The organism is Shewanella eurypsychrophilus, assembly GCF_007004545.3.
GTDB lineage: Bacteria > Pseudomonadota > Gammaproteobacteria > Enterobacterales > Shewanellaceae > Shewanella > Shewanella eurypsychrophilus.
Genome location: NZ_CP045503.2, coordinates 3,857,177 through 3,882,356, shown reverse-complemented (window position 1 = coordinate 3,882,356; position 25,180 = coordinate 3,857,177). Strand labels below are relative to the sequence as shown.

Below are 25,180 nucleotides of genomic sequence, written 5' to 3'. Positions count from 1 at the left end.
TATCCTGAGAAAATTATAGATGCCAGCTCACGGTCAATGAACCAAAGCCGTGCCATTTATCAGCGTCGCTGACATATTCTTTGGTATAGGTGTTGAAAGTCCAGGCCACAGACCAGCTAGGATGATACCAAATGATCCCGGTATTTAAGCCTGCTTGCTTATGCTCCATTTCGACAAGAGAGTCATAGGGAAGCGAGCCATCTAACGTCAGATCATTAAACCGGTAACCGACGTAGGCGCGGCTAAAGACCATAAAGTTACTGCTTTTAGTTGTGGCTGAAAGGTTGCCATATTGACCTGTATGTTGGCTCAAGCGGCCAAATGAGTTTGCCAGTTCATTTCCCCAGCGCAGTGTTAACCCTAATGCAGTTTCACTCCTAAAATTACCCGCCTGAGTGTGGCTAAAGCCACTGACATCCCACTGTGTATCACCGATTAAGTGGCTATTAAATGCCGAGCCTCTGCTTAAAAGGGCATCAACTTCATAGGCAGCTTGTAGTGTCACCTGGTTTTTAACCTGATATTGCCAGCCTTGAGGTGCAGAGGAGTCGGTGATCTTATGCACAAAGGACTGAACTTGCTCGTTACCCGATGCGGGTCCAACGACGCCTATTGATAACCAGTTTTTTTGAGCCAAAGTAGCAGAATAAGCCGCCGTGTGGCCTTCAAATGCTAAATATCCAGCATAGGGTCTATCTTGTGGTTGTGGGGCTTCAATCTCTATTAGACCTGGAGTCCACATCTGTTGGCTGATTTTCCAACCCCAGGCATATTCAGCATCACTTTGTGAAAAGTTAAGCATGCCCAACCATTGAGCGGGACTAGGAGCAAATGTAAGATCAGATTGAGTTTCGCTTTCCCAGCCTAGAATGATGGCATTCGTGTAGTTACCATCGTCACCGAAAATAATGTCATTATCGAGTTGAAGATGCCATTGGCCGGCAAAGGCTGTAGGAATACTGAGGACTAAACTAGAAGTTAGCATGCTGTAGCGTAATAAATGTTTAGACAATTTATTCTCCTAGTTTTGTGAAATGTGAGTTTGATGAGTCATTCAAGCCGTGTTTTAGGTTGATCCCCCATCAAGTTACGCTTTTCGTTAGCCATATACACGTCAATCAGCGATAGAGTCAGCATAAACAAAGCCTGTCATATAGAACAACAAAATAAATGTGACGCTTTGTAATCGTGCAGTTTTGATAGATTGGCAAGCCAACATTTTTGTTCATACTCGTCAGCTTATTTCAAATATTGGTTGCGCGCAATATAGTTGCGCAATCCTCATCTTGGTGTTAGGATTGCCTTAAATCAATTGCGCGCAATTTAATTTCGTGTTTACTACCTAATACACAGCGAGAAAAAAGATGAAAAACATTTATCAAACTAAAGCAACTGCAAGCGCTGGACGTAACGGCAATGTTGAAACTGAAGATGGCAAACTTAGCCTATTACTCAGCTATCCAAAAGAGATGGGTGGCACCGGTGAGGCGACGAATCCTGAACAGCTATTTGCCGCGGGTTACAGTGCCTGTTTCTCGAATGCTATTTTACATGTTGCCAGAGAGACTAAACTTAAGTTATCACAAGCTCCAGTGACAGCGACGATAGGCATAGGTGCAAGAGAAGAAGGTGGCTTTGCACTCAGTGCAGCATTAGATGTCACTTTAGACCTAGATCAAGAGCAGGCTGTGGAACTGGTAAAAATGGCACATCATGTTTGTCCTTATTCCAATGCAACCCGAAACAACATAGATGTTGCCCTAACAGTAAATGGACAAGTTATCTAATATTCGATGAAACAGGACTAGGTAAAATATTTTTTGAGGGGAAGTCGTCAATGAATACTGTGTTAATCACTTCAGGAAGGGTTTTGTTAGCGCTTTACTTCTTATTACCTGGAGTGATGAAGTTTGTTAGCTGGGATATGCATATAGCCTTAATGGCGAACCATAATATGGTGATGATCCCACAATTGCTCGCTATGGCGGCAGTATTTGAAATTTCGGCGGCGATTGCGCTTATTTTTAATCGTTACACCTTCATTGTGTCTTTATTGCTCGCAGTGTTAGTTCTGGTTATTAATCTCAATCTGCATGATTTTTGGAATTATACTGGCATTGAAGGAGCCCATGAGGTGCAAAACTTTGTTAAGAATCTAGGGATCTTTGCAGGCCTTTTAGTGTTAGCGGGTCACGCTAAGGTAAGTGCTAAATAAGGGATAAAGTTAAAGCCACCTATATGTTGGCCTTAACTTTCACTACAGTATGTTGAATTGTGGTTCAGGGCTTTAACTAGGACTTAAATCAGGCCACTCAGACTAAATAGCTGCTTTGAAAATATGCATAAATGAAGGAGGCTGCTCTATATTAATTGGGACTCTGAGTTTACGTGCCACATCGTTCGCTGAAATTAACCCTCTAATATGATGTTGTTGATGATCGATGACTAAAATATGGTGTAGACCATTTTCCTGTAAGGCTCTAACAACATCACTGACATTTGCTGTTGAGATCTGCTCATAATCCAGTGCCATCAATTTCTCTCGTGTCAGCATCATATCTGTGACTAAAAGTTCATCCAGACCCGAGCTGTATTTATTTGCCTTCTTGAGTATTTTTCTATGCTTTAGTTGATGTTTAGTGAGTACACCTAAAAAATTGTTAGACTTATCGACGACTAAGCGCATAAAACTATGAGTTTTCTCCATGATCTCGAGTGCGTTAACCGCAGTAGTGCAAGCGTCAATGACCATAGGTTGTGAATGATCAAAGTCGGTGAAAATTGATAGGGCTGGTGAGTTTAATTTGGCAGTGTCCTCATCTGACGACCAAAGTAGGTGATCTATCGATACTGTACTGAATAGCTCTAAATTTCTCATTTGTTATAATTCCTTAAACTACGAAGGCTTAGGTTAGAATCGATGTCGGTCCGTAGGGTGACCTTTACTTCTGCCATTGAGACCATGGCTAAAACGATTGTCGAAAAATCAGTAGTTAGGCGAAAGGCCATTGATCTCTTATCGGTAGAAGTCATCCCCTACCAAGCTAGTTCATGCAATGCAAGTAGGTCAATCGCATTAATGACAATTAATTTTTGTATAAACAATTGATGTAGTTGTTAATTAGTGTGGCTGGAAATCGTGAAGCGAGCTTTGAAATGAGGCGATAGAAGTGCCAATTTCTATCGCTGATAGACAACACCTTTATATCGATTGGTGTAATAGCGTAAATATTTGTGAACACTCTGTAAGAAACTGTTTATGGGATCAGGTAACAGTTTATGATCTTGTCCATATTTGGACATATTCACCTTTGCTACTATTTATGTCATAAAAATAGACATAAATTGGAAACATCATGGCGCCTATCGTCTGTAAAACTGCCCTTGAAGCTGTATCTATCATAGAAAGTGGTGAAACTCTCTGGACCCACTCGATGGGAGCAACCCCGAGGCTGCTCTTAAATGCTTTAGCTGAGCATGCATTGACTAGAGATAATCTCACTCTATTACAGTTACATACTGAGTGTGCGGAGGCGCTCAGCAGCGATAAGTTGAAAGGCCACTTAAGACATCGCTGTTTCTTTAGCGGTCAGCCCACACGGAGTTTATTACAGCAGGGAGACGCTGATTATGTGCCCATTTTCCTCTCCGAAGTGCCTAAGTTATTTCGTTCAGGCGAACAAAAAATTGATACGGCAATCATTCAAGTTTCCCCCCCTGATAAACATGGGATTTGCTCACTGGGGATCTCAGTTGAAGCGACCTTAGCCGCTTGCCAAGTTGCGGGGAAAATTATTGCCCATATCAATCCACTGATGCCCCGCACCCATGGAGATGGCTTTATTCATTTTGAAAAATTTGCCACAGTATACGAGTGCAGTGCTTCGCTGCCACAACACCCTTTAGCGGCAAGTGATGCAACGAGTCTCGCTATTGGTAACAATGTGGCCGAGCTTGTTCGAGATGGTGACTGCCTGCAGATGGGAATAGGTGCGATACCCGATGCTGTACTGAGCTGCTTAACCGAACATAAAGATCTGGGGATCCATACTGAGTTATTTTCTGATGGGGTGTTAAATCTCATCGAACTGGGGGTGATAAATAACAGCAAGAAGCGATTCAACCCAGGTAAAATCGTCACAGGTTTTGCATTAGGCAGCCAGCGTCTTTATGACTATGTTGACGATAACCCGTCAGTCATCTTTATGGATATTGAGTTAGTGAACGATACGGCCATAATCCGTAAAAACCCCAATGTGATGGCGATAAACTCCGCGCTTCAAGTGGATATATCTGGCCAGATCTGCGCCGATTCTTTAGGCACCAGAATCTACTCGGGAGTGGGAGGCCAGATGGACTTTATTCGTGGCGCAGGTTTATCTGAGGGAGGGCGCTCAGTGATTGCACTACCAAGTACTGCTGCGGGCGGTAAGATATCGCGGATCTCAACGGTATTATCACCGGGCGCTGGAGTGGTAACGACCCGAGCCCATGTTCACTATATCGTGACAGAGTACGGCGCTGCTAATTTAAGAGGTCGCTCATTACGAGAGCGGGCTAGGGCGCTGATAGATATCGCGCACCCTGATTTTAGAGAGCAACTCTGCCTTGAGACCTTCGAACAATGGGGATTAAGCGTGTAAATAGTGGTCAGTAAGCTCTCCTATTTTTGGAGAGCCTATGAGGTTACCTTTGTTCTTAGGTGGTAGTGGTCAATAGTATTACGCTGTTTCTCGATGGTAGTGTCTTAGCTTGTGCTCTTCTTGTCTTGCCTGACTGAAGGCGGTGACACGTTTTAGATAACCAATGACCCGTGTGCCGTGATCGATATTTAAGCTGCCACAAGATGAACAGTGCTGCAGTGTACGCTTATCTATCGCTTCACATTCATTACAGATGGTAATTTTTACGTTGACACAGAAGTAGTTACAACCTGTGCTGGCCGCGACATTAAACAGTTTTAAGTAGGCTTCGGCCGATAGCGCTTCATCTAAGTTCAGATGCAGCGCCGAGCCACCGTCTAAATATTGGGTGATCTCTTGTCCGTGGAGGATAAATTTATCCAGATGGTTAGTTTGCTCATCTTCTACGAGATAGAAATACGAGTTGTAACAGTCACGGTTAACTTGATAACCATCCTTCTTATCCCATTTCGCATTTTTTACTCCAAGATTTTCAGCAGGTACAAATTCGGTATTGAACATATAGCCATAATGCTGCTTTGCCACTTGGTTGGCATCATAAATCACCTTTAACTGCTCGCTGACAAAAGATTTGTACTCAAGATTATTGCCAACCTCGATACCTAAAAACTCAGCCGCCTCAGCCATGCCATTAATACCAATAGTCAGAAACTGTTTATCAAGGGAGATAAAGCCAGCATCATAGACAGTGAGTGCGCCTTGATTTAGGTACTCCTCCATCATCTTGCGGTAGGCTACCTGATACTTCTGTATCTTCTCTATCTCAGTTTGCAGACAGCGCCCATCTTGCACTAGACGATTCATATTCAAGGTGATCACATTGATAGAGCCAGTCGCAACACCGCCTGCACCGAGTGAATAGGAAAAGGTATTATCGGTGATCTCATTGCGTAGACGGCAACATGAGGCGAGTGAATCTGCGCTATCAGAAAGGTAGATAAAAAATGAGTTTCCTTCGGCTTTTTGTTGCGCCAATTTTAATGCAAAGGCTTGGTCTTTACATTGACCATTTTCAGTGAGCATCGCAGCCGTGATAACAGGAAAGGTCAGTACTGATGATTCACGCTCTTTATTGATCCAGCCCAGAAAGAACTGCTGCAAGCTATCAACGCTTTGCCATTGTGGTTTACTGAAATCCGGGAAGACAAAATCACCAAACATAGAGGAGAAGTAGTGTTGATCAAACAGCGAAATATTCCAAAATACGCTCTGATAACCTCGGGCAGCAGCTGGCTGATTGATGGCATAGACCACATGCTGCAGATGGTTCTCGACCGCTTTTGGATGGGTCATTAGGTAGTCGTCACCATACTCAAGGCGGGCAAAATAGTCAAAGTAGGTGAGAAATTCCACAGTAGCCACGGCGCCGGCAAATTGAGATGACACGGCAAAGATCAGATTAACAAATGAACCACAGAACGACTCGAGGTGTTTAGGCGCTTTAGATTCACCACCAAGTTTAGTTAACCCATCGAGTAGAAAGGGATACATGCTGATGGAGGTGCAGTAGGGTTTTAAACTGGTTTCATCATGTACATAGATCTCATGGTCCTCTATCTGTCTTAGATACTCTTTAGCTAGGCTTTCATCAAAGGTTTCACTGATCTTATCGTGTACAAGTCCGCGATTGATCTGCACAAAGCAATCTTTGAGTAACTCTGCTTCTAATGTGGCAATATTTTTATGAGTCACATTCGCATTGGCATCCATTTTTGAGCTGTCAGCCGCATTTTCTGTCTGAAAATACAGCTTGATAAAATCCTTCTTATTATCGATCTGATCCTGATTAAGCCGCAACATTTTCAGCTCCTGATAGTGAGGTATTATTTGAGGGGTTAATAAATAGGTGGTTAAGTGTTTTGCCTGTGCACAGATCCCGAAATACTTGATTGCTTGATGGGCTGTCTAAGCCGCCAAGCTCGGCGACCCATCTTCCTGTCTTGAGAAAGTCTAATTGCTCGGTAATCGCAATATCGACATATTTTTCGCCAGAGTATAGGCAGGTTTTTAGTCCGTATGCTTTGGCTATCTGCAGCTTTTCAATTAGCGCGTCTGCTTGCCACTCTCCACCGAAAAAAAGTACGCAGCTGATCAGTCCCTGGTATCTTTCAATCCACTTGCTAAAGCCTGAATTTGTGAGAGGGCTACCGTGCTTTTCATTCCAAAGATCAGTGCTATGACATCCTTTGCACCCAACCCTGCAGCCGGTAATGCTAAAGCAAAGGGTGATCTCTCCAGGCACCTCTTGAAAAACAATCGAGGGGAGTAAACTGTTAAATGCCATGCTCATATCCATATGTAGATGTATTTATATTCTAAGACACAATATATAGTGATCTTGCATGGTGGGTATTTGACTTAGATCAAACGAAATCATTTTAAAATAAGATTTAGATACAAGATGTAGTGGGTTGAGGTGTATTTAGGTGCTAGATGTAGTGTTGCTAGATGTAGGCATGCTAGATATAGAGTGACTTGTAAGGTCCAGGGCCATTGAGTTCGAGTGGTAGTGCTCATTTCAAACTAATCGACACCGAGTGAAGGTAAGTGAGTCAGTACACTGATGAACATTAACACTAGTGTAAATAATTGATGCAATTGTTGTGTTTTATAAGGTTATGGTCGGGAAGGGCTTGTACTCTCTCTAAGTTATGGCAATATCTAGCCCCGTATATTTTTGATTTATAGGCCTAATTCATGGATTCTAAAAAGCGTTTCAACTCTAAAGGGTTCACCTTAATAGAGCTTGTTGTCGTTATTGTTATTTTAGGCATATTAGCTGTTAGTGCATCGAGTAAATTCATTAACTTTAGTGTCGATGCCAAGGATGCCGTATTACAGCAGTTCAGTGCCTCAGTGAAAGGGGCAAATAGTCAGATGTATATCCTCTCCCAACTTTCCAGCTATCGGGCTCAACCAGTGTCTGGTCGTGGAGATTTGACTGACGTAGATGTTGATGGCGATGGGATCTTTGAAACACGGTTAAAGTGTGGCTATCTAGATAATACCGATGTCGCTAAACGATTAGATTATAGCGATGACAGTTTAGGTTTTGAATTTGAGGGCGTTGATAAAATCTATTTCGGTTTTGGTCAGCAAGACATAAAAGCCAGTCAATGTTATTTCATGTATCAGCAAGCCTATGGCACTGTAAATCCCAATAGTTGTGATCAGGATGACCCTGATGCTGCACCAGTTTATGAGGTGATAATAACTGGCTGTTAGTTATGCTAGTCAGCTATAGCGGCTAACAATACTTATTCAGAATGGTATAAGTAACGAGTGCTGATAATGTTCTGACTAGAATTGCTTAAGACCGTTTGGTTATTTAAAGATGAACAGAGAAAATATTGACTATACTGATCATTGAAAAGCGTATTTTAGGTTGTGACTGGGTTTGTATATATTTTTGGATGTCATGGCTCTAAGAGTAGCAACCGCGTTAATTTCTGGGCTTACAGCGCGGTCAGCGGGGGATGTAGCATAACCCTGTGTATCGTAAGAACGTATATATGTTTCAACGTGTGTTAGTAAAAGCGTAAGTGTAAAAGTAAGTGCGAGTGTAAAAGTAAGTGTGAGTGTAAAAGTAAGTGTGAGTGTAAAAGTAAGTGCGAGTGTAAAAGTAAGTGTGAGTGTAAAAATATATACGTATGTAAGAGCTAGCCCTCGACGCGCTTTTCACCTTTCCCCAATAAGCCTGCTTTTAGCAGGCTTTTTTATTGGTGTGATTAAAATCATCGTTATTCTATTGCATACAAAATGGTGTGACGCATGACCCATAACTTGATTATTTCACTATATTTAAATAGCTGGCCGATTTATTTTGTAGGTGATCAGTCTAGGTGGATCTGTTGATCATAAATTGGCTTGGTCATCCCAGTAGAAAGTGATGGGATAGAGGCTAATATTGCGGAGAACAGTAAAAGATAAAAAAGGCCCACACCTGATGAAGAGTGCGGACCTTTGCAGGGAAAGGTTAGATAAAGTTACTTGTCAGAGTCTTGTTGGTATTGCTGCATATTCATCTTATTTGCTAAATCTTCAGGTGTATGATGACAAAGACCACAGTCTTTCTCTAAAGTTTTTTTGCTAGGAAGTACAGGAGGGAGGTCATCTCCCTCTTTCCAACGGTGACAATCCATACAGCTAACAGCATCAAGATGATGTTCAGTATCAATCCAAACATGAGCTGGTGTTTGTTGCCATTTTTCATCATGACATTCGTTGCAGCTTTCTATCGCTGCAGTGCTGGAACTGACAAGTAACAGTAGTAGAATTTTAAGCTTGTTCATTTAGTACCGTCCTTAAATCTAACAAAGTAACTAATGTCAAAATGTTCTTTATTAGTAATGATTCTATGACGATGATTGTATATCGAGTTTTTAGAATTGTATTTTTTAGATTTAATGTTTGTAGTGTGATGCAATATTTTCACTATATGAAAAATGAAATTTCAATAATTAAAATATGCTGATAAAGCTAGGAATCAATGATGATTGATGTTGACGTTAAAGCGTTGATTGTTTTTAAATCGGTATATGAAACCGGGTGTTGTAGTGAAACCTCGAGGTTATACGATATATCTAACTCTAAAGTAAGTCGCTATCTGGCTAGTTTAAGAGATTACTATAAAGATTCACTGTTTATAAGAAAAAAAGAAGGCTTTATTCCTACTGCTAGATCTAGAGCGATATATCCAAAGATTTGTGAAATTACAGAGTTGTTGACACAAATTAGTTTCAATGAAAATAGTATCACAGCCAAAAAAGAATGTGTTATTGCAGTTCCTCCAACTTTATCTGTTGGTTTACCTGAGTTTGTTGATACAGAACTAGGGAGTTGTAGTCATAATATCTCGATTCATATTAAGCATGTTAGGCCACAAACCTGTGAGGATATGCTGCAAGGAGGCATGTGCTTAGCTGTGGTGCAAGATAATGATCCACGTATTCAAGAGTTTTTAAGGCGTCATAAATCAGCTTTGATGAGCACACCAATTGGTTTAGGTCAGTTTGTCTATGTTGTTGCCCGTGAAGACCATCCTGTGTGGTGCAGTGCTCTGACATTAGCCGATATTTCCAATTACCCGTTTATGGTGACAGCTATCGAGGGGTTCAATGATCTACTCGACCCATTTGAGGTATATTGCGAGCAACATAAGTTGCCACTGGGTACGATTCATAAAACCCATAGCTTAGCAGGCTTGATCACTAAACTACGGAGCAGTGATGCTATCTCATTCTTAGGCACTCGTTGTGCCGCTGACTTTGTTGGGATAGTTCATGGGCTCAAGGCCGTGAAAATGTGTTCACAGCAATATGAACAATTACATTCTATTTTACCGAAACCCAGTTATTCGCTATTGTCCCGACGCGACCACTCCTGCGATTGCCCTAAGGGTTTTGTAATGGCGATTGAAGAATTTATTCTGAATCAAATTAGCCACCAAGATACTATTGATACACTTAGTCACCCCTAGGCTCGTCTCTTCCCCTCCTCTAGGACCTTTGCAAGCGACGTTAAAATTGGTTCCAGACTCATTCTTAAAACCCTAGCGTGCTAGGATTTTAAGAATGATTCGCCCACACCTATCATCAATAAAAAAGCCCCGATACTTTCGTATCGGGGCTTCCTTAGTATTTGGTGGATGTCTTGGGGCTCGAAGTTAATTTCAGTATTTTTAATTTTGTATGGCGGCTGTATGTGCCGATTTCAAAGTGAAACCCGCATGATTACTGGTTTTTTGCTTGATTACGTGGCCTGATGACTAGAAAATGATTGGTGGATGTAAAAAATAAATGCTCTATAAAAGATGGTTAACGTTAATTAAAACTGAAAAGGGGAGAACCTGCAATGGGGGGAGGCACCCCCATTGTTATACATTTTTTCTGGCTCTACCCATTCAGCATAATGGTGTATAACTCGCATGCGTTATACACCGCCGCCAAGTAAAAAGCGTGCACTGACTTCCCAGTGCTTCTAAAATCCTAACTTCATCCATCTGAATAATTCTATAAGCAAATCGTTATCATGATTGACTTGATTGTTATCTAATGATGAATAAAATATATCTTACGGTTTTATCCAAACTTGATCAATATTGGTGGTAACAAATTACACACTTTTCTTATGCAAAATGTCAGAGAAGCCAACGCCTATGGGCAAAGTTAAGTGATATCAGCTGGTTTTAAATGATAAAATCTGGTGAACAATCTAGGCTTGTTCACAGGACAAGATTATCAATCTAGAAGCTAATCGAATTTTTGATTATAATGTATCTTTGAAAAGCGAATTGTATTGGTGATCATTTTTAGAAATGATCCACTAAGTATGATTCAAAAAATTATTTATTGAAGAGAAAATACCATGAGCGCTATCCCACCATGCCCCAAATGTGAATCAGCTTACGTATATGAAGATGCTTCACTGCTCGTTTGCCCTGAATGTGCTCATGAATGGAACCCTAATGAAGTTATTGTTGATCCTGACGCTATTATTTTAAAAGATGCTGTAGGTAATTTATTAGCAGAAGATGATAAAGTGACGCTAATCAAAGATCTTAAAGTGAAAGGGTCATCACTAGTGCTAAAAGTTGGCACCAAAGCGGTTATCAAACGTTTTGTTGATGCAGACCACGACATTGATTGTAAGGTTGATGGTCACGGCTATATGATGCTTAAATCTAAGTTTGTAAGAAAGCAAAACTAATCGACGTTTAAGTAAACCAAGTTGCTTCAAACTATAAAACATCTGCCTAATGCAGATGTTTTTTTATAAGCTATAAAAAGTAACTAACCAAATTTTGGATGTAAAAAAGGGCCATCATTTCTGATGGCCCTTTTTAGTAATTGGTGGAGGCGGCGGGGCTCGAACCCGCGTCCAAAAAGCCTACATCCAAGGCGCTACATGCTTAGTCTCTCTTTTAATTAACCAAGTACACTCCGAAAGACAGGATTGCAATTGGCGAGTTCAGTACTGTTTCGCGGTTCACCCCTGAACGTGGTTCCCTCGCTATCAAATGTGAGATGACCATCTATAAACCAAACCCATTTGAGAAGTTTCGGCAAGATGGCTAGCTAGCCTAAGCTGCTAGAGAGTAGTTAGAGTCGTTTGCAACTATAACAGTGAGGCTTTTTACGAGGCCAACCTCCCCTCGGCATGCTCCCAGGGTTTCGAGAATCTTGTCGAATCCAGAATCGCCCCCAAGTACAAAACAAGTGTAACGCGTTGCGACTTGATAACCAAGCCTGTTTTGCAACTCGCTATACCGTTTGTTCGTTATCCAACCATTTTGTGTGAGCTTTGAGCTGACATTAGGCTTATGAGCCATGATTGGTTTTTTATTCTCTATTTGCTACTTACTATTTGCTCTTAAAGCTAACAGCTTAAAACTTCTTTTACTGCTGAACCGCTTTTTTCATGGTTCGAGCTTTTTCTATCTGCCATTCACGATCTTTAGTATCGTCACGCTTATCGTGCTCTTTTTTACCTTTACCCAGACCGATCTCAATTTTAACCCAAGCACCTTTCTGCCAGTACATAGAGATAGGCACAATAGAGTAGCCTTTACGATCGACGAGTCCTTGTAACTTATCTAGCTCTTTGCGTTTGAGCAGAAGCTTACGTGAGCGCATAGGATCACACACTACATGGGTTGATGCGGTATTCAGTGGCGCTATGGTACAACCGAAGAGAAAGGCTTCACCCTCTCTCATAAATACATAGCTTTCAGACAAGTTAACCTTGCCCATACGAATAGACTTAACTTCCCATCCCATTAGAGATAGACCTGCTTCCATCTTTTCTTCGAATTTATAGTCGAAGGTTGCGCGTTTATTACGTGCAATCGATGCGGAGGAATTTTTTGATTTTTTTGCATTTTTCTTAGCCATAGGCTAGCTATTATACGCAGGGACAAACTTTTTGGAATTGCTACCAACAAAATATTCAAACTTTTCTACCCAATACAGTGGGTTTGAACGTTTTTTAATCGGACTAAGGCTTTAAGTTAGATGATTTAAAGCTTGTTAAGTGATTTTCTGAACTGCTAGGGCGTTTCTTGGTGCTTGAAATATGCGTTTTTCACTGTTCGTGTTAAAATCCAGTGAAAGCGAACCGTCGTTTTTGATTAGGTGCGGGCAATAAAAGTGTTGTGGCTTAGCGCCAATAATGGTTGAGGCCATTTTAATCATTTGTTCAAAACCAGTTTAAACAGCTTAGTTTCAGGTAAAGGTAGAATGCCCCAAATAACCCGCAGTGTGTTAGTGCGCTTCAGCGCGATGCAGATGTATGAAATCGTCAATGATGTTGAGTCTTATAAAGAGTTTCTCCCTGGCTGCGTCGGCGGCAAGGTACTCGAGTTTGATGGAGAAACCATGCTTGCTTCGGTAGATGTTGCAAAAGCAGGGATCAGTAAAACCTTTACTACCCGTAATCAGGTTATTCCGGGCAAGAGTATTCAACTGGTGTTAGATAATGGCCCATTTAATCATTTAGTCGGTGAATGGCGTTTTACTGAGTTGACTGAAGATGCTTGTAAAATAGATTTTGAACTCAATTTTGAATTTTCGAGTTCATTAGTTGAAATAGCATTTGGCAAAGTCTTTAAAGAGTTGATGTCGTCAATGGTTACAGCATTCACTGGTAGAGCTAAAGTCATCTATCGATAGTCATGGTGATGAGTTGCGAGTATCGAGATAGAACGATGAGCTGCGAGTTACGGGCTAAGTGCCAGACCCATATTGAATGAGATAACTTGATGAATAATGAGCAGGAAAATTTTGAGGTTGAGGTGATTTATGCTCTACCGACTCAGCAAAAACGTATTCAGATAAACGTCGAGCCTGGAACCACTTGTATTCAAGCTGTCGAATTGAGCGATATGAAATCTTATTTTCCAGATATCGATCTCGACACGGTTAAGCTCGGGATATTCAGCCGTTTAGTTAAGCATCATGAAGTACTAGTACCAGGACAGAGAGTAGAAATTTATCGTCCACTGATTGCTGATCCTAAAGATGTACGTCGACAACGTGCTGAAAAAGCCAAAGAGGAAGGGCGGATTAATAAGATCACTGGTGGCAAGATTTAATCATTTAATCAATTCAAATAACAAAAAGGCGCTCGATGTGTTCAACATCGAGCGCCTTTTTGTTAATTTGATGACTATCTATTCAAATTTCTTCTGTGCTTGAGATTCTGGATCATCTTCTTCAATTAAAGGTTTAGCTTCTGGACGCTGCTCAGGAATTAATGGCTCTTCAGTATTTTCAGCCGTTATTTCTGTTTCTAGCTCGGCCTCTATAGAGGGGGCATCAGGCAGGCGGCTTTGATCGAGCGGTGTACTAAAGTCCTCAGCGAGATCGTAATCCCCAACAACTTTAGTTAACAAATCATTGTCAAAATGAATGATCAGTTCTTTATGAATGATGCTGGCATCACGGCCACTTTTATAGTGGTACACATAGTACCAAGTGTCATCAGAAAAGCTGTCACGCAGTACAGGGCGACCGAGTATGTATTCAACCTGCTCTTTAGTCATCTCAACGCGTAGTTTTTCTACTTGTTGAGTTTCCATGTAGTTACCTTGTGGGATATCAGGTTTATAAATCAACCAGTCAAAGACACTACATCCAGTCATAGATAACGAGAGCGCAGCTGCGCCCAAAAGGGTGAGACTTTTCTTTTTAATTGTCATTGAATACGCTACTTCATAAAATCTGTCGGTCATCATACCCAAGCGCAGCCCATTCTGACAAGGCTTATTGCTCAGAGGGATGATGAAAAAATAAATCCCATTATTAGTGGGAGATAGTCGGAGTCAGAGTGATATCTCAATTGGGCTCTCTAAATCAGCTCAGCTGATTGCTTGTACACATTGACTGTACGCAGTTCAGCATGAGGGTAAACCATCGAGCTGAGGATTCGACCATCTATTGAGTCATTGGTTCCTGTTAATCTTGTTGCTGATAATTATCGTAGAGTCAGCAAACTGTCATTTCTCAAGCCACACTCAAAAAGCGTCTTGTGTCGGTATCCATGATTAACAGGAGATAAGTTCTAGGTATAACACGCTAAATGTGTTTAACATCTTCGGCTTGAACAGAATTTTCGACTGACATTTTGAGTTACAACATATTAATTTATTTAAGTTTGTGTTCTTAGTAATATGCTCTTGCAAAGTAGCTCAAAAGTTATGAGAATGTGGTTCGTATAGATTTTTAGAATAGGGTAGTTCTTTGATATCGACGCAGCAAGTTTCTCATGAAGGCAGTTTAGTCTGTGTTGGGACCGGACTTAATCTTGCCGGTCAGATCAGTGTGCTGAGTAAAAGCTATATTGAAAATGCTGACGTGGTGTTTTCTCTTGTTCCCGACGGATTTGCCCAACGTTGGCTAGAAGCCCTCAACGATGATGTGCGTAGTCTGCAATCTTTCTATGCCCAGGATGATGAAGTTAAGAGTCGTCGTGATACCTATGATGAAATGGTGCAAGCCATTCTAGAGCAAGTGCGTAAGGGCAAAAAAGTGGTTTGCGCCTTATATGGTCACCCAGGTGTCTTCGCTTGTGTATCCCACTTTGCTATCGAACAAGCTAGGGAGGAGGGTTACAGCGCTAAAATGGAGCCAGGTATTTCTGCCGAGGCTTGTCTTTGGGCCGATTTGGGGATTGATCCCGGTAATTCAGGCCACCAAAGCTTCGAAGCCAGCCAATTTATGTTCTATAAACATAGGCCAGATCCTACTACGCATCTATTACTTTGGCAGATTGGCATTGCTGGTGAGCATACCTTAACCGAGTTCCATACTTCATCGGACCGTCTGCAAGTATTAGTCGAGCAACTCAACGAGTGGTATCCGTTAGAACATGAAATCACTATTTATGAAGCAGCAAACTTGCCCATTCAACAAGCTAGAATTGATAAATTAGCGTTAAAAGAGCTACCTTCGGCGCGGTTAACGGGGATCAGTACTTTAATGATCCCTCCGTCAGAGTCTTTGGAGATCAACCATGAGGTTTTGGCAAAACTAGGGATCACCGAAGCAGATTTAGGATAAATTTTTTACTCGTATGCTAGCTGTATATAGATAAGCCGATAGAGAAAATTAATAGAGTCACTAAAACAAAAAGGAAAGTGTTAATGTCTAAATTAAATGAGTTTTTTGAAAAGCTAGGTTCAGATTCAGACTTGATGGATGCGTATAAGAAAGATCCAGAAGGTGTGATGAAGGCGAATGGTTTGACCGATGAAGAGATAGCAACGGTGATGTCAGGTGATACCAACAAACTAAAATCTTTGTCAGGCGATCAAGCTCAAACTAGATCATATATTCTTGTTAACTCGCATAATAATAAGAAGTAGTGAACAAGTTTTCTCTCCTTCTAGTCATCGCTGTCACCTTTATATCATTCGGTGTGACAGCGAATAACTATAATTCTCAACTTGATGAATTAGAACAATCATTATTGAATAAGCCGGAACTTTCTAAAGCTAAAATCAACAAGTTAGTTCAGTTAACTGCTGATATGACCTCAGAACAAATTGCCAGACTCTTGACCTTAAGAAGTATAAAGCTAATCTTTGAAGGAGATTATGCTAAATCAATTGATCTTTTAAGTGAGGCTGAAAACCGTAACCCATCACATTCATTGATGAACTCTATTTATTTATATAAGGCAACGTCTTATATTTCATCAAAAAAGTATAAGTTGGGCTTGCAAGAAATATCTAAAAATCTGGCAAGAATTGAAAGAATTGATGATAAAGAAATACTTTCAGATACTTATCAAAGATTAGCTAACTTATATCTGGAAGTAGAAGCTTACGATGAAATGGATTATTACGCTAAGCTATCGATTGAATTAAGCCATAACTCTAACGCTAAGTCTTATTGCTATGCACTTTTATTAGTTGCGGTCGCTGATTTGAAGTTAGGGGCTTTAGATGAAGCAAAGAATAGCTTCAATAACAGTTTAGATTTTTGTGAGACAAATGACATACCTTTAATTGCAGCCATGTCAACTAAAGGGTTAGGTGATGTAGAGCTAAAAAAGAACTCTTTTGATGATGCAAAAACATTCTTACTTTCCGCATTAAATCAATATGAAAGGTTTCACTTTCAAATTGAAATTAATAGTATCCACGCACTTCTTTCTGAAACCTATTTTGGACTAAATGATAATCAGCAAGCCTATCACTATGCTGAGTTAGTAATGAAACTGCCATATAACCCAAGCAATTTAGAGTTTAAGCAAATAGCGTCCAAAGTGCTGTCTAAGCTGTCATACCAAGAGAAAGATTTTAAGCAAGCTTATGATTACTTATCACTTCAACAAGCATTGAGTAAAACGTTACTCGATGATACCAAGGCGAAGGCAAACGCCTACCAAATGGCTAAGTTTGAGAATGGTGAAAAAAATCGTGAAATTAACTTGCTCAATAAAGATCGCGAGCTGTACACAGCAAAGGCCGCTTTGATTCAATCCCAGAGAAATAACGAGCGTATGATGAATACGCTTATTGTGGGGGGATTAGTCCTATTAGGCATCTTTGCTGGGGTGATGACGTTACAAAGACGAAAGTACAAGAAATTGGCTCAGAATGATGCGCTGACGGGGATTTTAAATCGTGGCACAGCGCAAAATATCGCTGAAGTGAGTTATATCAAAAGTTTCTCACTAGGCACTTCATTTAGTATTGTTATGTTTGATCTCGACTTGTTCAAACGCATCAATGATGAATTTGGCCATGGTACCGGTGACTGGGTACTCAAGAAGGTGTCCGATGAAATAAGTAAAATTTGTCCAAGCAGTACTATCTTTGCGCGATTTGGTGGTGAAGAGTTTGCACTGTTTCTACCGGGGACGAGTGAATCAAGCGCCCTCGATTTTGCGGAGCAGTGTCGGGCGGTTATTAGTCAGATAGACACTAAGTATTCGGGCCATACGTTCAAGTTATCGGCCAGCTTTGGGGTGACCTGTAGCGCTGAAGGAGACTTAAGCCTTGATCCCATGTTGCACAGGGCTGACATCGCTATGTATCACTCGAAAGAGCATGGGCGCAACCGAGTTACGCGTTATAGCCCTGAGATAGAGAAGTGCCGTGCGGGTTATCAGAAAAGCCGCTTAGCCTTGAATTAGACAGGGAAGTGCGTTAGGCAAAACCTCCTCAAGGCTTATCTTTTTAAAATTTATCCCCCTTTTTTTCATTTATTTTAAATAAACCAGTTATTTTTTTGCATGTTGATCGACTAACATAAGTTGGTCTATGTTAACTTCTTGTGAACGATGTATTCGCAAAAGCCGATCTTTACGTAAACGTAAGATTAAAACGGTTGTTTTAAAATGGTCTATTTTTATTTTGTAGTAAGCAATTGATTTAAACTGTTAAATCATTATTTTGAATAGCTGTGCAGTAAACATAGAAGATATATTTGAATTATGCGATGGATAAGGCTATCCGTATATAATTTATTCCTCCATGTAATTAAATAACGTTACCAGTTACATCTTAGGTTTCATGGTAAATATTTATAACAACTTGAGTTCCTATTCAATAAATAAAAAACAACCATCTTATTATATGATTGATATCAACTACTTATCATGGTATCCCCGATATTTCCTTGTGGTGTTCAACTCTCCCTTCTCATCTTTATATGGCTATCTAGTGTACTGGATAGCTATTGCAAAAGTTGTTTTTTGTTAGTAGGTTTTGTTCAAAAGCAAATTAATGATGTACAAAATACGTAACGTTGAACAAAAGGAAACGGCAATGACACAAGATGTAATGGATATCACTCGCCAAGAGCCCCAATTCAGAAGTCTGGATGTAGGTGAACCTATGCAAGCGTTATCGGCGTTTTCCGAGGAGTTAATCTTAGCTTCTGCTACCACTAACATTGGTGATAATTCTACTACGCAATCTCTGCAAATATTGGGCGCCGAAGTCGAAGGTCAAGATGCTGTTTTTACTAAGGGCGCTCTGAATCTACTGAGTGTGTTATGTGATAACTTTGCATCAGAAATACCAGAGTTGCTTGAGCAACGTGAGATTAAAAAAGCAAAGATAGGTGCAGGCCAGTTACCCGACTTTCTCTCAGAGACTGCATCTATCAGAAAATCTAATTGGCAGATCCGCGGGATCCCCGATGATTTAACTGATCGACGGGTGGAGGTAGTAGCTTCTGTCGAGCGTAAGATGGTGATTAATGCACTCAATGCCAATGCAAAAGTCTATATAGCTGATTTTGAAAATTCTGTAGCCCCAAGTTGGTCTAAGGTGATTGAAGGTCAGATTAATCTCAGTGATGCCATACGTGGTGATATTGAATACACAGATCAGCAGACAGGCAAGCAATATCAATTAAATGATGATGCCGCAGTGTTGATCTGCGGAGTACGCGGTTTAGATATGCTTGAGAAGAATGTCGAGTTCAACGGCGTTAGCATACCTGCCGCTTTGTTCGATTTTGCCTTGTATTTTCACAATAACTACCTACAGCTACTCAACAAAGGCAGTGCTCCCTATTTTTATATTCCAAAGCTCGAAAGTCATTTTGAGGCACGTTGGTGGGCTCAGGTATTTACCTTTGTAGAAGAGCGCTTCTGCCTTCAGCCTGGCACCATCAAATGTACTTGTCTTATTGAGACTCTGCCCGCTGTGTTTGAGATGGAAGAGATACTGTTTGAATTGAGATCAAACATTGTGGCGCTAAATTGTGGTCGCTGGGATTCTATCTTCAGCGGTATCAAAACATTGAGCAATGATGATGCTGTCTTATCCAGGAGGAAAGCAGTGACTATGGATAAGACATTTTTAAGCGCCTATTCACGTTTGTTAGTTAAGGTGTGCCACAAGCGTGGTGCGCTTGCCATCGGGGGCACAACTGCATTGATACCAGTTAAAGATGACATTATTAATGAAGATGTGCTGGAACAGATCAGCAGAAATAAGCAGATTGAGGCGCGTAACGGCCATGATGGCACTTGGGTTAATCATCCAGATTTTTCCGATACGGCGATGGCTATCTTCAATCAGTTTTTAGGTGAGGGTCAAAAAAATCAATTGCATATCACTCGAGATGTCGATGGACCAATCCGTGCACAGGAGTTATTGATAACGGGTTTAATACTAACTGCCTAATACATTATTTTTGATTTGCTGCTTTGCAGCCGTTGTCCCCGTACGGTATTCCTACGTGCTGTATGGGTTTTTCCTTCCGCATTGTGCCTGTTTGCCCTTATGGCTAATTTAGAGGCATAAAGTCAGTTTTTATTGTTTGCTTAAGCATTGCTACGACAATGTTTGCTTGTGTTTGCGGCTCAATTGAGCCGCATTTTTTTTATCTGATATATAGCAAACCTATTCACCTTTCTCGTAAATATGGTATTACCATTCCATTTATTCTACATTGGGTGTACAAAAAACAGACGTAATGGCAAGTAAATCAAACTGTTTCAGCATTTTATTTTAGATAAGCTATGTTTATTGATATTATTTGTATTAACTATGTTATAAATTTTTTGAGCCTATACTTTAGAAGTAAGCGAAAGTTTATCGCAATCAATTATAAGCATGCATAAGAAGAGAATAATTTGAATCCCCAATCTCAGAGTCAATCTCAGGCTAAATCGAAGGGAGTCGATTACTGGACTAAACGCATCAGCGATCAAGAGATGCCAGCATTATGCTCTACCGTTAAAACGTTGGAGAAGTTGGCTAAAGACGATGTTTCTTCCTTAGGTTTGTTGGGAAAAAGCGTGATGCATGACAATGCACTGACCTCTCGAATATTGAGAGTGGCCAATAGTGCAACCTATAGTAAAGGTCATAGCCAAGTCACTACGGTCAGCCGAGCAACTGTAGTGTTAGGTTTTGATACCATTCGCAATATTTGTATTACCGCAAAGTTACTCAGTAGCTTACTTGAGTCTGAAGGCTTGTCTGAATCCGTCTATCAAAGGTTGATTAAATTGATGGCCAGAGCTTTTCAGGCTGCCATGTTGGCTAAAATGATGCTCAGAGATCACGATGAAGAGTTGCAGGAAGAGGTATTTATTGCTTCATTACTTTATCATCTGGGTGAGAGTGCCTTTTGGAGTACTGGTTGTGATGAAGCTGTGGCGCTGGACGATTCAATGGCTCAATGTGGCGACAGTAAAGAGGAGAAAGCAATTATACGTGAGATGCTAGGCACCTCATTTAATAAGCTTTCTTTAGGTATAGCAAGAAGCTGGGGCTTAGGTGATGTATTACTCAAATCGCTCAGTAATCCTAACGAACGCACGCCTGAAATCCGCAGTATCTACTTAGCCAATGAGATCAGTGAAATTTTGGCAAGGAAAAATCCTGCGCCAGATGAATTACAGCATAGGCTAAAGCAAGCGGCAGACATGCTAGGTATCGAAGTTGATGAGCTTAAAGCTCGAATGGTGCGCTGTAGTAATGCCACTAAGAAACTTGCTGAAGCCTATGGTGCTAAAGTATTGGTTGACCATTTACCCGATCCTCAGCACTTAAAACGCGATCTCACAGCCGAAATAAATGTTCCGGTTGTAAGAATGCCAGATATGACCAAGCAACTTAAGAAATTGCGTGAACTGACTAATTGCGCCATAAGTAAAGCTGACTTCAATCAGGTGATCACCATTACGCTTGAGGGAATATTGGATGGGGTAGGCGTCGATCGTTGTGGCGTCTTGTTATTGTCCCCCAATCGCAAGCGCTTACAACCACGCATTGCATTAGGTGAAGGGGCTGAAAAGATGAAGAGCGAGTTCATCATTACTTTAGATCAGCCACAATGTCTTTTCTGTGACAGTATCGAATTGAAACAGTCCATGTTCGTCGATGATCCTGCTTCAGCTAAATGGCGACTTTATATGGATGTTGATTTAAAAAGTAAAACTTCTGCTACTGGTTTTATGATCGCACCTCTGATCATAGATACTAAGGTTATCGGTATGTTCTATGCGGATAGAGCCAGCTCTAAGCGTAAACTGTCCTTGAGTGAGTTTGATAACTTTACCCACTTCACCCAACTGGCTAATGTGTGTTTAGGCGCATCAATGGGACATTAAGCTTGAGCATCGAATACCGAGTTCCTAGGGGCTAGTTCCTAGGATCTCAGCCCTCGAACCTTCTTTTATCTACTTCTCTGATTTTATTTTTGCTGTGATCTCTTTGGCTATATGATTGGGAATGGGGAAACTGAGGTGATACTGAGCGATTTTCCAACCTTTATCTGTTTTTATTAAGGTGCCGGTGCCACGGCTTAGTCCGTATGACACACTGTCTAATATCTCGTCGAACATTAGTACTTGGTCATTGTGTTGGGTGTTAACTGACACAAACACACGAGTCTGGGGTGTATACTCCCAGCCATCAGTTGGACGGGCATAACCCTCAAACTCTGTCATGCCCCAATGCTCAGTTGCATCGGTGCCGATAAACACGGCTTCAGGTAAATATAAACTGAAATAGCGGTCCCAGTCGGCTTTTGTCGCACTGAGGTGGAGTTTGTCTAAAACCGCCGAAGCATCTGGATATTGATTAGCTGAGTCGTTAATACTCAGTATTGGTGTCGAGACTTCCTCAATGGTTTGAGTTGCATATACTTGTCCAGCCACAAGGAGAAAGCCTGAGATAATGGTCAGTGACCTAATGAATATGTTAACTAACATTGAACTCGTTGGCTTTAGCATTTATACCTCTTTGTTATTGATTTAGTTGTGGATTTAATCGTTTGATATTTATAGCATACTTACCACTTACCACTTACCACTTACCACTTACCACTTACCACTTACCACTTACCACTTACCACTTACCACTTAGCCTTTGGATCTAGTGCCAGTTTACAGGATCTAATTTAAAAAATAGGCTGAGCTCTTGGTAAAGCGCTCTATGGTATAAATAGAACTCTTGTGGGCGTTCGAAAAACACTTCTGTTGCTACAGCAAAAAACTCAGCAGGGTTGGTAGCACCGTAGTAGCTAAACAGAGATGGTTGATTGTGTTCGGCGTTTCGTTGCAAGGTTTCAAACTCTTCACTCAGCACTTTAGACCAAGTTGTGTAATCACTGAATCTATTAAGGATCGGAGCACCGTTTGCATGGCCATCCTCTTGATCCAGTTGATGTGCAAACTCATGGATAACCACGTTACTGCCGTCAATAGGGTTAGCTGCATCGGCTTGGGTTGTTTGCCAAGATAAGATCACTTTGCCATTTTGCCAAGACTCACCTGAGAGAATACGTTGACGCTCACTCACCACGCCACCGCTTCTTTGTTCTTGATTATTAACATAGAATACCGAAGGATAGACTAAGATCTGCTTCAGGTTTGGGTAAAAATCTGTCTGCCTGTTGAGTAGTAATAAGCAAGCTTGGGCCGCGATGGTCACTCGTATCTCATCATCTATAATTATTCCATCACAACCAACAAACTCCTTTTCAGATATAAATACCTGAATGAGCTTTTTCAGTTGTAGCTGTAAATCTGCCGGTAGTGAGCGAAAGTAGGGCATATGCCTTTTGAGTATCTTTCTCCACTGCTTGGGAAAGGCTTGCTGGTTGATCTGTTGGCGACGGCGCTCGTTACGCCAGCTGCGCGATGTGATCCAACTTATAGCAGCTAATGCGATAATGCTTACCAGAAAGATAGCTAGCATGTATGTCCTATGATTAATGATCCCTAATGTATTAAGTAAGGGTGAGCAGTAGGTTTTTCAATCATAAGTTTAGAAGGATTTGCGTTTTAAAAAAAAGCTGACAGCCCGGAAAGAACTCTTTGGGAAAAGTAAGCTGTCAGCGAAGGTTGGGAAAAGCGGGTAAAATGTGTGGTTAATCCACTATGATGGAAGCTTCCTTTTGTTTGCGTTCACTCGGGCTGAGTGAATAGTGATGTTCAATCAGAAATCGGATCAGTTTTGATTTAGCTATATCACAGCCACTGGCTACTTCAGCAAGATGTGCAATGGCTGACTCACTTAAGGTAAATGTGGCCTTACGAAAAGGTTCATTACCTTTGGGTATTTTCAATATTGATTTCTGCTTTTGTCGATCAGTGGGTACTGGATCAGACCGCAATAATGACTGTAGCGAATCAGGTTTTAATCTCGACTTGGTTTGAACCGGACTAGAGTCAGGTACAGAGAATCGGGATGCTAAGGCAATCACATCAGCCATTGTTGGGTCTGATTGACTCTGACCCGCCGCATACACAGTAGCGTCATCGATAAAATCATCAATAAAGGCATCAAGGGAGATCTGCTGAGGCCTTACTTTGCCACCTCTAGACGGCGTAGAGCTTTTCTTGAGATCGGCCAGACTCATAATCCCCCCTCATTTTTTTCATTTGTGCCGTCGCAATGCGATTTCTAATCTCTGTTGCATTCTTTGCTTGCAACATTTCGCAGGCTATCCCACGCATCTCAGCTGCTGCTTTGCCTTTAGGTTCTAGCTCAATGACAGATAAGCCAGACTCTTCGCTGTCATCATAAATATTACGACTATAAGTAATGGCATCGAGTACATTGATGTCGTATGTACGACATACATCTTTGGCTTCGAAAATACGGTTTGATTGATTGGGTAGACTCGGGCACTGGGTGATCACGAACGAGGCGCGCATCTTTGGATTGATCATCATACAGGTTGCCACTATGTCATCCATATGGCTGACGGTTTTGAGATCGCGACGTTTAGGACGCAGAGGCATAAGAACATGAGATGCAACCGACATGGTGGCGCGTAGAGCTAAGTTATCTTGTCCACCACAGTCAACAATTACATAATCATAGTGTTGCTCTAAGCTGAGTAAGTCGTTGCGAATTTTGCCATAGAGTTGAACGCAGTTAATACTGGGTAGCTCTGGATTATTATTTCTTGCTTGGATCCAATCTGATGTGGTGCGTTGTGGATCGCAGTCAACCATGATGATAGACGCGCCACACTCGGCCGTTAAAAATACTGCGATATTTTGAGCCAGACAGCTTTTACCACTTCCGCCTTTCTCGCCCCCTACTAGTATGATCATGCTATTCCCCTTGCCCAAATCGCTTAAAATTACAGTTTGCTGTATACATCTGCTTGCCCTGACACTGGCTATTGTGTATTTAATTTTATATTTAAGTCTTACTTCATCATCTTGTCACAGCTAGCGATAGAGTAAATTTAGAGAGTTATTAAATCGGAGTCAACATCATGATTTTTTGACATTTTTTCTATGTGGAGTCGAAAGTGTAGTGGTGACGTAACCTTGACAGAATACTCTTTCCGCCTGATTTTTGACGCAAGGTTAACTGACTAGCTATGCACAAATTTAGACAAGTGTTATTAGTAAGTTACAGTTGGATTTGTTAACAGGCGGAAAGTATATTGTATTAATACCTGAGTTGAACGCATAAATATGCAGTCGATATCTAAGTTTCATATGACAAATATTTATATGATAGTCATCAGTTATTCTAATTT

At 41.0% G+C, this 25,180-nt stretch carries 23 protein-coding genes, 1 other RNA gene and 1 pseudogene; 13 read left to right on the top strand and 12 right to left on the bottom strand.

Going from position 1 to position 25,180, the window contains the following annotated elements:
- Nucleotides 1-13 precede the first annotated feature (13 nt).
- On the bottom strand, nt 14-1,012 hold the full coding sequence (locus FM038_RS16505; RefSeq protein ID WP_223292880.1) for a lipid A deacylase LpxR family protein: 999 nt from the start codon (nt 1,010-1,012) through the stop codon (nt 14-16).
- 352 nt (nt 1,013-1,364) lie between these two features.
- Here FM038_RS16505 and ohr point away from each other — a divergent pair, with 352 nt between their 5' ends.
- Nucleotides 1,365-1,787, top strand: a complete 423-nt coding sequence (gene ohr / locus FM038_RS16500; RefSeq protein ID WP_142874433.1) for an organic hydroperoxide reductase Ohr — start codon at nt 1,365-1,367, stop codon at nt 1,785-1,787.
- A gap of 50 nt (nt 1,788-1,837) precedes the next feature.
- Nucleotides 1,838-2,215: a DoxX family membrane protein gene (locus tag FM038_RS16495; RefSeq protein WP_142874432.1), complete on the top strand. Its 378-nt coding sequence runs from the start codon at nt 1,838-1,840 to the stop codon at nt 2,213-2,215.
- Nucleotides 2,216-2,317: 102 nt separating this feature from the next.
- Here the strand turns inward: FM038_RS16495 and FM038_RS16490 are convergent, their stop codons facing one another.
- Nucleotides 2,318-2,878, bottom strand: a complete 561-nt coding sequence (locus FM038_RS16490; RefSeq protein WP_142874431.1) for a CBS domain-containing protein — start codon at nt 2,876-2,878, stop codon at nt 2,318-2,320.
- A 478-nt stretch (nt 2,879-3,356) separates the two neighbouring features.
- Between FM038_RS16490 and FM038_RS16485 the strand changes: the two genes are divergently transcribed.
- Nucleotides 3,357-4,643 (top strand): acetyl-CoA hydrolase/transferase family protein, encoded by a 1,287-nt coding sequence (locus FM038_RS16485; protein WP_195873095.1) that lies wholly within the window; start codon nt 3,357-3,359, stop codon nt 4,641-4,643.
- A gap of 78 nt (nt 4,644-4,721) precedes the next feature.
- Here FM038_RS16485 and nrdD read toward each other — a convergent pair whose 3' ends face one another.
- Together nrdD and nrdG are read right to left on the bottom strand one after the other, a co-directional pair.
- Nucleotides 4,722-6,503, bottom strand: coding sequence for an anaerobic ribonucleoside-triphosphate reductase (gene nrdD, locus FM038_RS16480; RefSeq protein ID WP_142874430.1), 1,782 nt, complete (start codon nt 6,501-6,503; stop codon nt 4,722-4,724).
- On the bottom strand, nt 6,490-6,987 hold the full coding sequence (gene nrdG, locus FM038_RS16475) for an anaerobic ribonucleoside-triphosphate reductase activating protein (protein WP_185965852.1): 498 nt from the start codon (nt 6,985-6,987) through the stop codon (nt 6,490-6,492). The genes nrdD and nrdG overlap by 14 nt, the downstream gene beginning before the upstream one ends.
- 413 nt (nt 6,988-7,400) lie before the next feature.
- On the opposite strand from nrdG, the gene FM038_RS25320 reads away from it, so the two are divergent.
- Complete coding sequence (locus tag FM038_RS25320; protein ID WP_142874428.1) at nt 7,401-7,928, top strand: type II secretion system protein; 528 nt, start codon at nt 7,401-7,403, stop codon at nt 7,926-7,928.
- A 761-nt stretch (nt 7,929-8,689) separates the two neighbouring features.
- On the opposite strand, the gene FM038_RS16465 is transcribed toward FM038_RS25320, so the two are convergent.
- Entirely contained in the window at nt 8,690-8,995 is a 306-nt protein-coding gene (locus tag FM038_RS16465) for a cytochrome c3 family protein (protein WP_142874427.1), read from the bottom strand.
- Between the two features lie 200 nt (nt 8,996-9,195).
- Here FM038_RS16465 and FM038_RS16460 point away from each other — a divergent pair, with 200 nt between their 5' ends.
- The gene (locus FM038_RS16460; protein WP_223292879.1) at nt 9,196-10,182 is read left to right on the top strand and encodes a LysR family transcriptional regulator; all 987 of its coding nucleotides are present in this window, start codon (nt 9,196-9,198) and stop codon (nt 10,180-10,182) included.
- An 887-nt stretch (nt 10,183-11,069) separates the two neighbouring features.
- Nucleotides 11,070-11,411, top strand: coding sequence for a zinc ribbon domain-containing protein YjdM (locus FM038_RS16455; protein ID WP_142874425.1), 342 nt, complete (start codon nt 11,070-11,072; stop codon nt 11,409-11,411).
- A gap of 141 nt (nt 11,412-11,552) precedes the next feature.
- Here the strand turns inward: FM038_RS16455 and ssrA are convergent.
- Nucleotides 11,553-11,907, bottom strand: a transfer-messenger RNA (tmRNA) gene (gene ssrA, locus FM038_RS16450).
- A gap of 193 nt (nt 11,908-12,100) precedes the next feature.
- Nucleotides 12,101-12,595 (bottom strand): SsrA-binding protein SmpB, encoded by a 495-nt coding sequence (smpB, locus tag FM038_RS16445; RefSeq protein WP_012324154.1) that lies wholly within the window; start codon nt 12,593-12,595, stop codon nt 12,101-12,103.
- A 345-nt stretch (nt 12,596-12,940) separates the two neighbouring features.
- Here smpB and FM038_RS16440 point away from each other — a divergent pair, with 345 nt between their 5' ends.
- Both FM038_RS16440 and FM038_RS16435 read left to right on the top strand, forming a co-directional pair.
- The gene (locus FM038_RS16440; protein ID WP_142874424.1) at nt 12,941-13,372 is read left to right on the top strand and encodes an SRPBCC family protein; all 432 of its coding nucleotides are present in this window, start codon (nt 12,941-12,943) and stop codon (nt 13,370-13,372) included.
- 89 nt (nt 13,373-13,461) lie between these two features.
- The gene (locus tag FM038_RS16435; RefSeq protein WP_142874423.1) at nt 13,462-13,794 is read left to right on the top strand and encodes an RnfH family protein; all 333 of its coding nucleotides are present in this window, start codon (nt 13,462-13,464) and stop codon (nt 13,792-13,794) included.
- A gap of 78 nt (nt 13,795-13,872) precedes the next feature.
- Here FM038_RS16435 and FM038_RS16430 read toward each other — a convergent pair whose 3' ends face one another.
- Nucleotides 13,873-14,400, bottom strand: coding sequence for an outer membrane protein assembly factor BamE (locus tag FM038_RS16430; protein ID WP_142874422.1), 528 nt, complete (start codon nt 14,398-14,400; stop codon nt 13,873-13,875).
- A 541-nt stretch (nt 14,401-14,941) separates the two neighbouring features.
- Between FM038_RS16430 and FM038_RS16425 the strand changes: the two genes are divergently transcribed.
- From FM038_RS16425 to FM038_RS16405, 5 genes and pseudogenes are all read left to right on the top strand, one after another.
- On the top strand, nt 14,942-15,760 hold the full coding sequence (locus FM038_RS16425; protein WP_223292878.1) for an SAM-dependent methyltransferase: 819 nt from the start codon (nt 14,942-14,944) through the stop codon (nt 15,758-15,760).
- An 83-nt stretch (nt 15,761-15,843) separates the two neighbouring features.
- A complete protein-coding gene (locus tag FM038_RS16420) occupies nt 15,844-16,065 on the top strand; it encodes a hypothetical protein (protein ID WP_142874421.1) in 222 nt (73 codons plus the stop codon).
- Nucleotides 16,065-17,843 carry a tetratricopeptide repeat-containing diguanylate cyclase gene (locus tag FM038_RS16415; RefSeq protein WP_142874420.1) on the top strand — a complete coding sequence of 593 codons (1,779 nt, stop codon included), beginning with the start codon at nt 16,065-16,067 and terminating at the stop codon, nt 17,841-17,843. The genes FM038_RS16420 and FM038_RS16415 overlap by 1 nt, the downstream gene beginning before the upstream one ends.
- Before the next feature lie 703 nt (nt 17,844-18,546).
- Nucleotides 18,547-19,827 (top strand): annotated as a pseudogene (locus FM038_RS16410) (malate synthase); the annotation flags it as partial.
- 554 nt (nt 19,828-20,381) lie between these two features.
- Nucleotides 20,382-21,785: an HDOD domain-containing protein gene (locus FM038_RS16405; protein ID WP_419555649.1), complete on the top strand. Its 1,404-nt coding sequence runs from the start codon at nt 20,382-20,384 to the stop codon at nt 21,783-21,785.
- A gap of 69 nt (nt 21,786-21,854) precedes the next feature.
- Here FM038_RS16405 and FM038_RS16400 read toward each other — a convergent pair whose 3' ends face one another.
- The 4 genes from FM038_RS16400 to FM038_RS16385 all read right to left on the bottom strand — a co-directional run bounded on the left by FM038_RS16400 (nt 21,855) and on the right by FM038_RS16385 (nt 24,743).
- The gene (locus FM038_RS16400; protein WP_142874417.1) at nt 21,855-22,409 is read right to left on the bottom strand and encodes a nuclear transport factor 2 family protein; all 555 of its coding nucleotides are present in this window, start codon (nt 22,407-22,409) and stop codon (nt 21,855-21,857) included.
- Nucleotides 22,410-22,551: 142 nt separating this feature from the next.
- Complete coding sequence (locus FM038_RS16395; RefSeq protein ID WP_142874416.1) at nt 22,552-23,376, bottom strand: M90 family metallopeptidase; 825 nt, start codon at nt 23,374-23,376, stop codon at nt 22,552-22,554.
- A gap of 172 nt (nt 23,377-23,548) precedes the next feature.
- A complete protein-coding gene (locus tag FM038_RS16390; RefSeq protein ID WP_142874415.1) occupies nt 23,549-24,040 on the bottom strand; it encodes a CopG family transcriptional regulator in 492 nt (163 codons plus the stop codon).
- The gene (locus FM038_RS16385; RefSeq protein WP_142874414.1) at nt 24,000-24,743 is read right to left on the bottom strand and encodes an AAA family ATPase; all 744 of its coding nucleotides are present in this window, start codon (nt 24,741-24,743) and stop codon (nt 24,000-24,002) included. The genes FM038_RS16390 and FM038_RS16385 overlap by 41 nt, the downstream gene beginning before the upstream one ends.
- Between the last annotated feature and the right edge of the window lie 437 nt (nt 24,744-25,180).

Bases quoted from the DNA above. Each gene is read 5' to 3' on its own strand.
- ohr (WP_142874433.1), top strand. From the start codon at position 1,365: ATGAAAAACATTTATCAAACTAAAGCAACTGCAAGCGCTGGACGTAAC.
- FM038_RS16495 (WP_142874432.1), top strand. From the start codon at position 1,838: ATGAATACTGTGTTAATCACTTCAGGAAGGGTTTTGTTAGCGCTTTAC.
- FM038_RS16490 (WP_142874431.1), bottom strand. From the start codon at position 2,878: ATGAGAAATTTAGAGCTATTCAGTACAGTATCGATAGATCACCTACTT.
- FM038_RS16485 (WP_195873095.1), top strand. From the start codon at position 3,357: ATGGCGCCTATCGTCTGTAAAACTGCCCTTGAAGCTGTATCTATCATA.
- nrdD (WP_142874430.1), bottom strand. From the start codon at position 6,503: ATGTTGCGGCTTAATCAGGATCAGATCGATAATAAGAAGGATTTTATC.
- nrdG (WP_185965852.1), bottom strand. From the start codon at position 6,987: ATGGCATTTAACAGTTTACTCCCCTCGATTGTTTTTCAAGAGGTGCCT.
- FM038_RS25320 (WP_142874428.1), top strand. From the start codon at position 7,401: ATGGATTCTAAAAAGCGTTTCAACTCTAAAGGGTTCACCTTAATAGAG.
- FM038_RS16465 (WP_142874427.1), bottom strand. From the start codon at position 8,995: ATGAACAAGCTTAAAATTCTACTACTGTTACTTGTCAGTTCCAGCACT.
- FM038_RS16460 (WP_223292879.1), top strand. From the start codon at position 9,196: ATGATTGATGTTGACGTTAAAGCGTTGATTGTTTTTAAATCGGTATAT.
- FM038_RS16455 (WP_142874425.1), top strand. From the start codon at position 11,070: ATGAGCGCTATCCCACCATGCCCCAAATGTGAATCAGCTTACGTATAT.
- smpB (WP_012324154.1), bottom strand. From the start codon at position 12,595: ATGGCTAAGAAAAATGCAAAAAAATCAAAAAATTCCTCCGCATCGATT.
- FM038_RS16440 (WP_142874424.1), top strand. From the start codon at position 12,941: ATGCCCCAAATAACCCGCAGTGTGTTAGTGCGCTTCAGCGCGATGCAG.
- FM038_RS16435 (WP_142874423.1), top strand. From the start codon at position 13,462: ATGAATAATGAGCAGGAAAATTTTGAGGTTGAGGTGATTTATGCTCTA.
- FM038_RS16430 (WP_142874422.1), bottom strand. From the start codon at position 14,400: ATGACAATTAAAAAGAAAAGTCTCACCCTTTTGGGCGCAGCTGCGCTC.
- FM038_RS16420 (WP_142874421.1), top strand. From the start codon at position 15,844: ATGTCTAAATTAAATGAGTTTTTTGAAAAGCTAGGTTCAGATTCAGAC.
- FM038_RS16405 (WP_419555649.1), top strand. From the start codon at position 20,382: ATGCCAGCATTATGCTCTACCGTTAAAACGTTGGAGAAGTTGGCTAAA.
- FM038_RS16400 (WP_142874417.1), bottom strand. From the start codon at position 22,409: ATGCTAAAGCCAACGAGTTCAATGTTAGTTAACATATTCATTAGGTCA.
- FM038_RS16395 (WP_142874416.1), bottom strand. From the start codon at position 23,376: ATGCTAGCTATCTTTCTGGTAAGCATTATCGCATTAGCTGCTATAAGT.
- FM038_RS16390 (WP_142874415.1), bottom strand. From the start codon at position 24,040: ATGAGTCTGGCCGATCTCAAGAAAAGCTCTACGCCGTCTAGAGGTGGC.
- FM038_RS16385 (WP_142874414.1), bottom strand. From the start codon at position 24,743: ATGATCATACTAGTAGGGGGCGAGAAAGGCGGAAGTGGTAAAAGCTGT.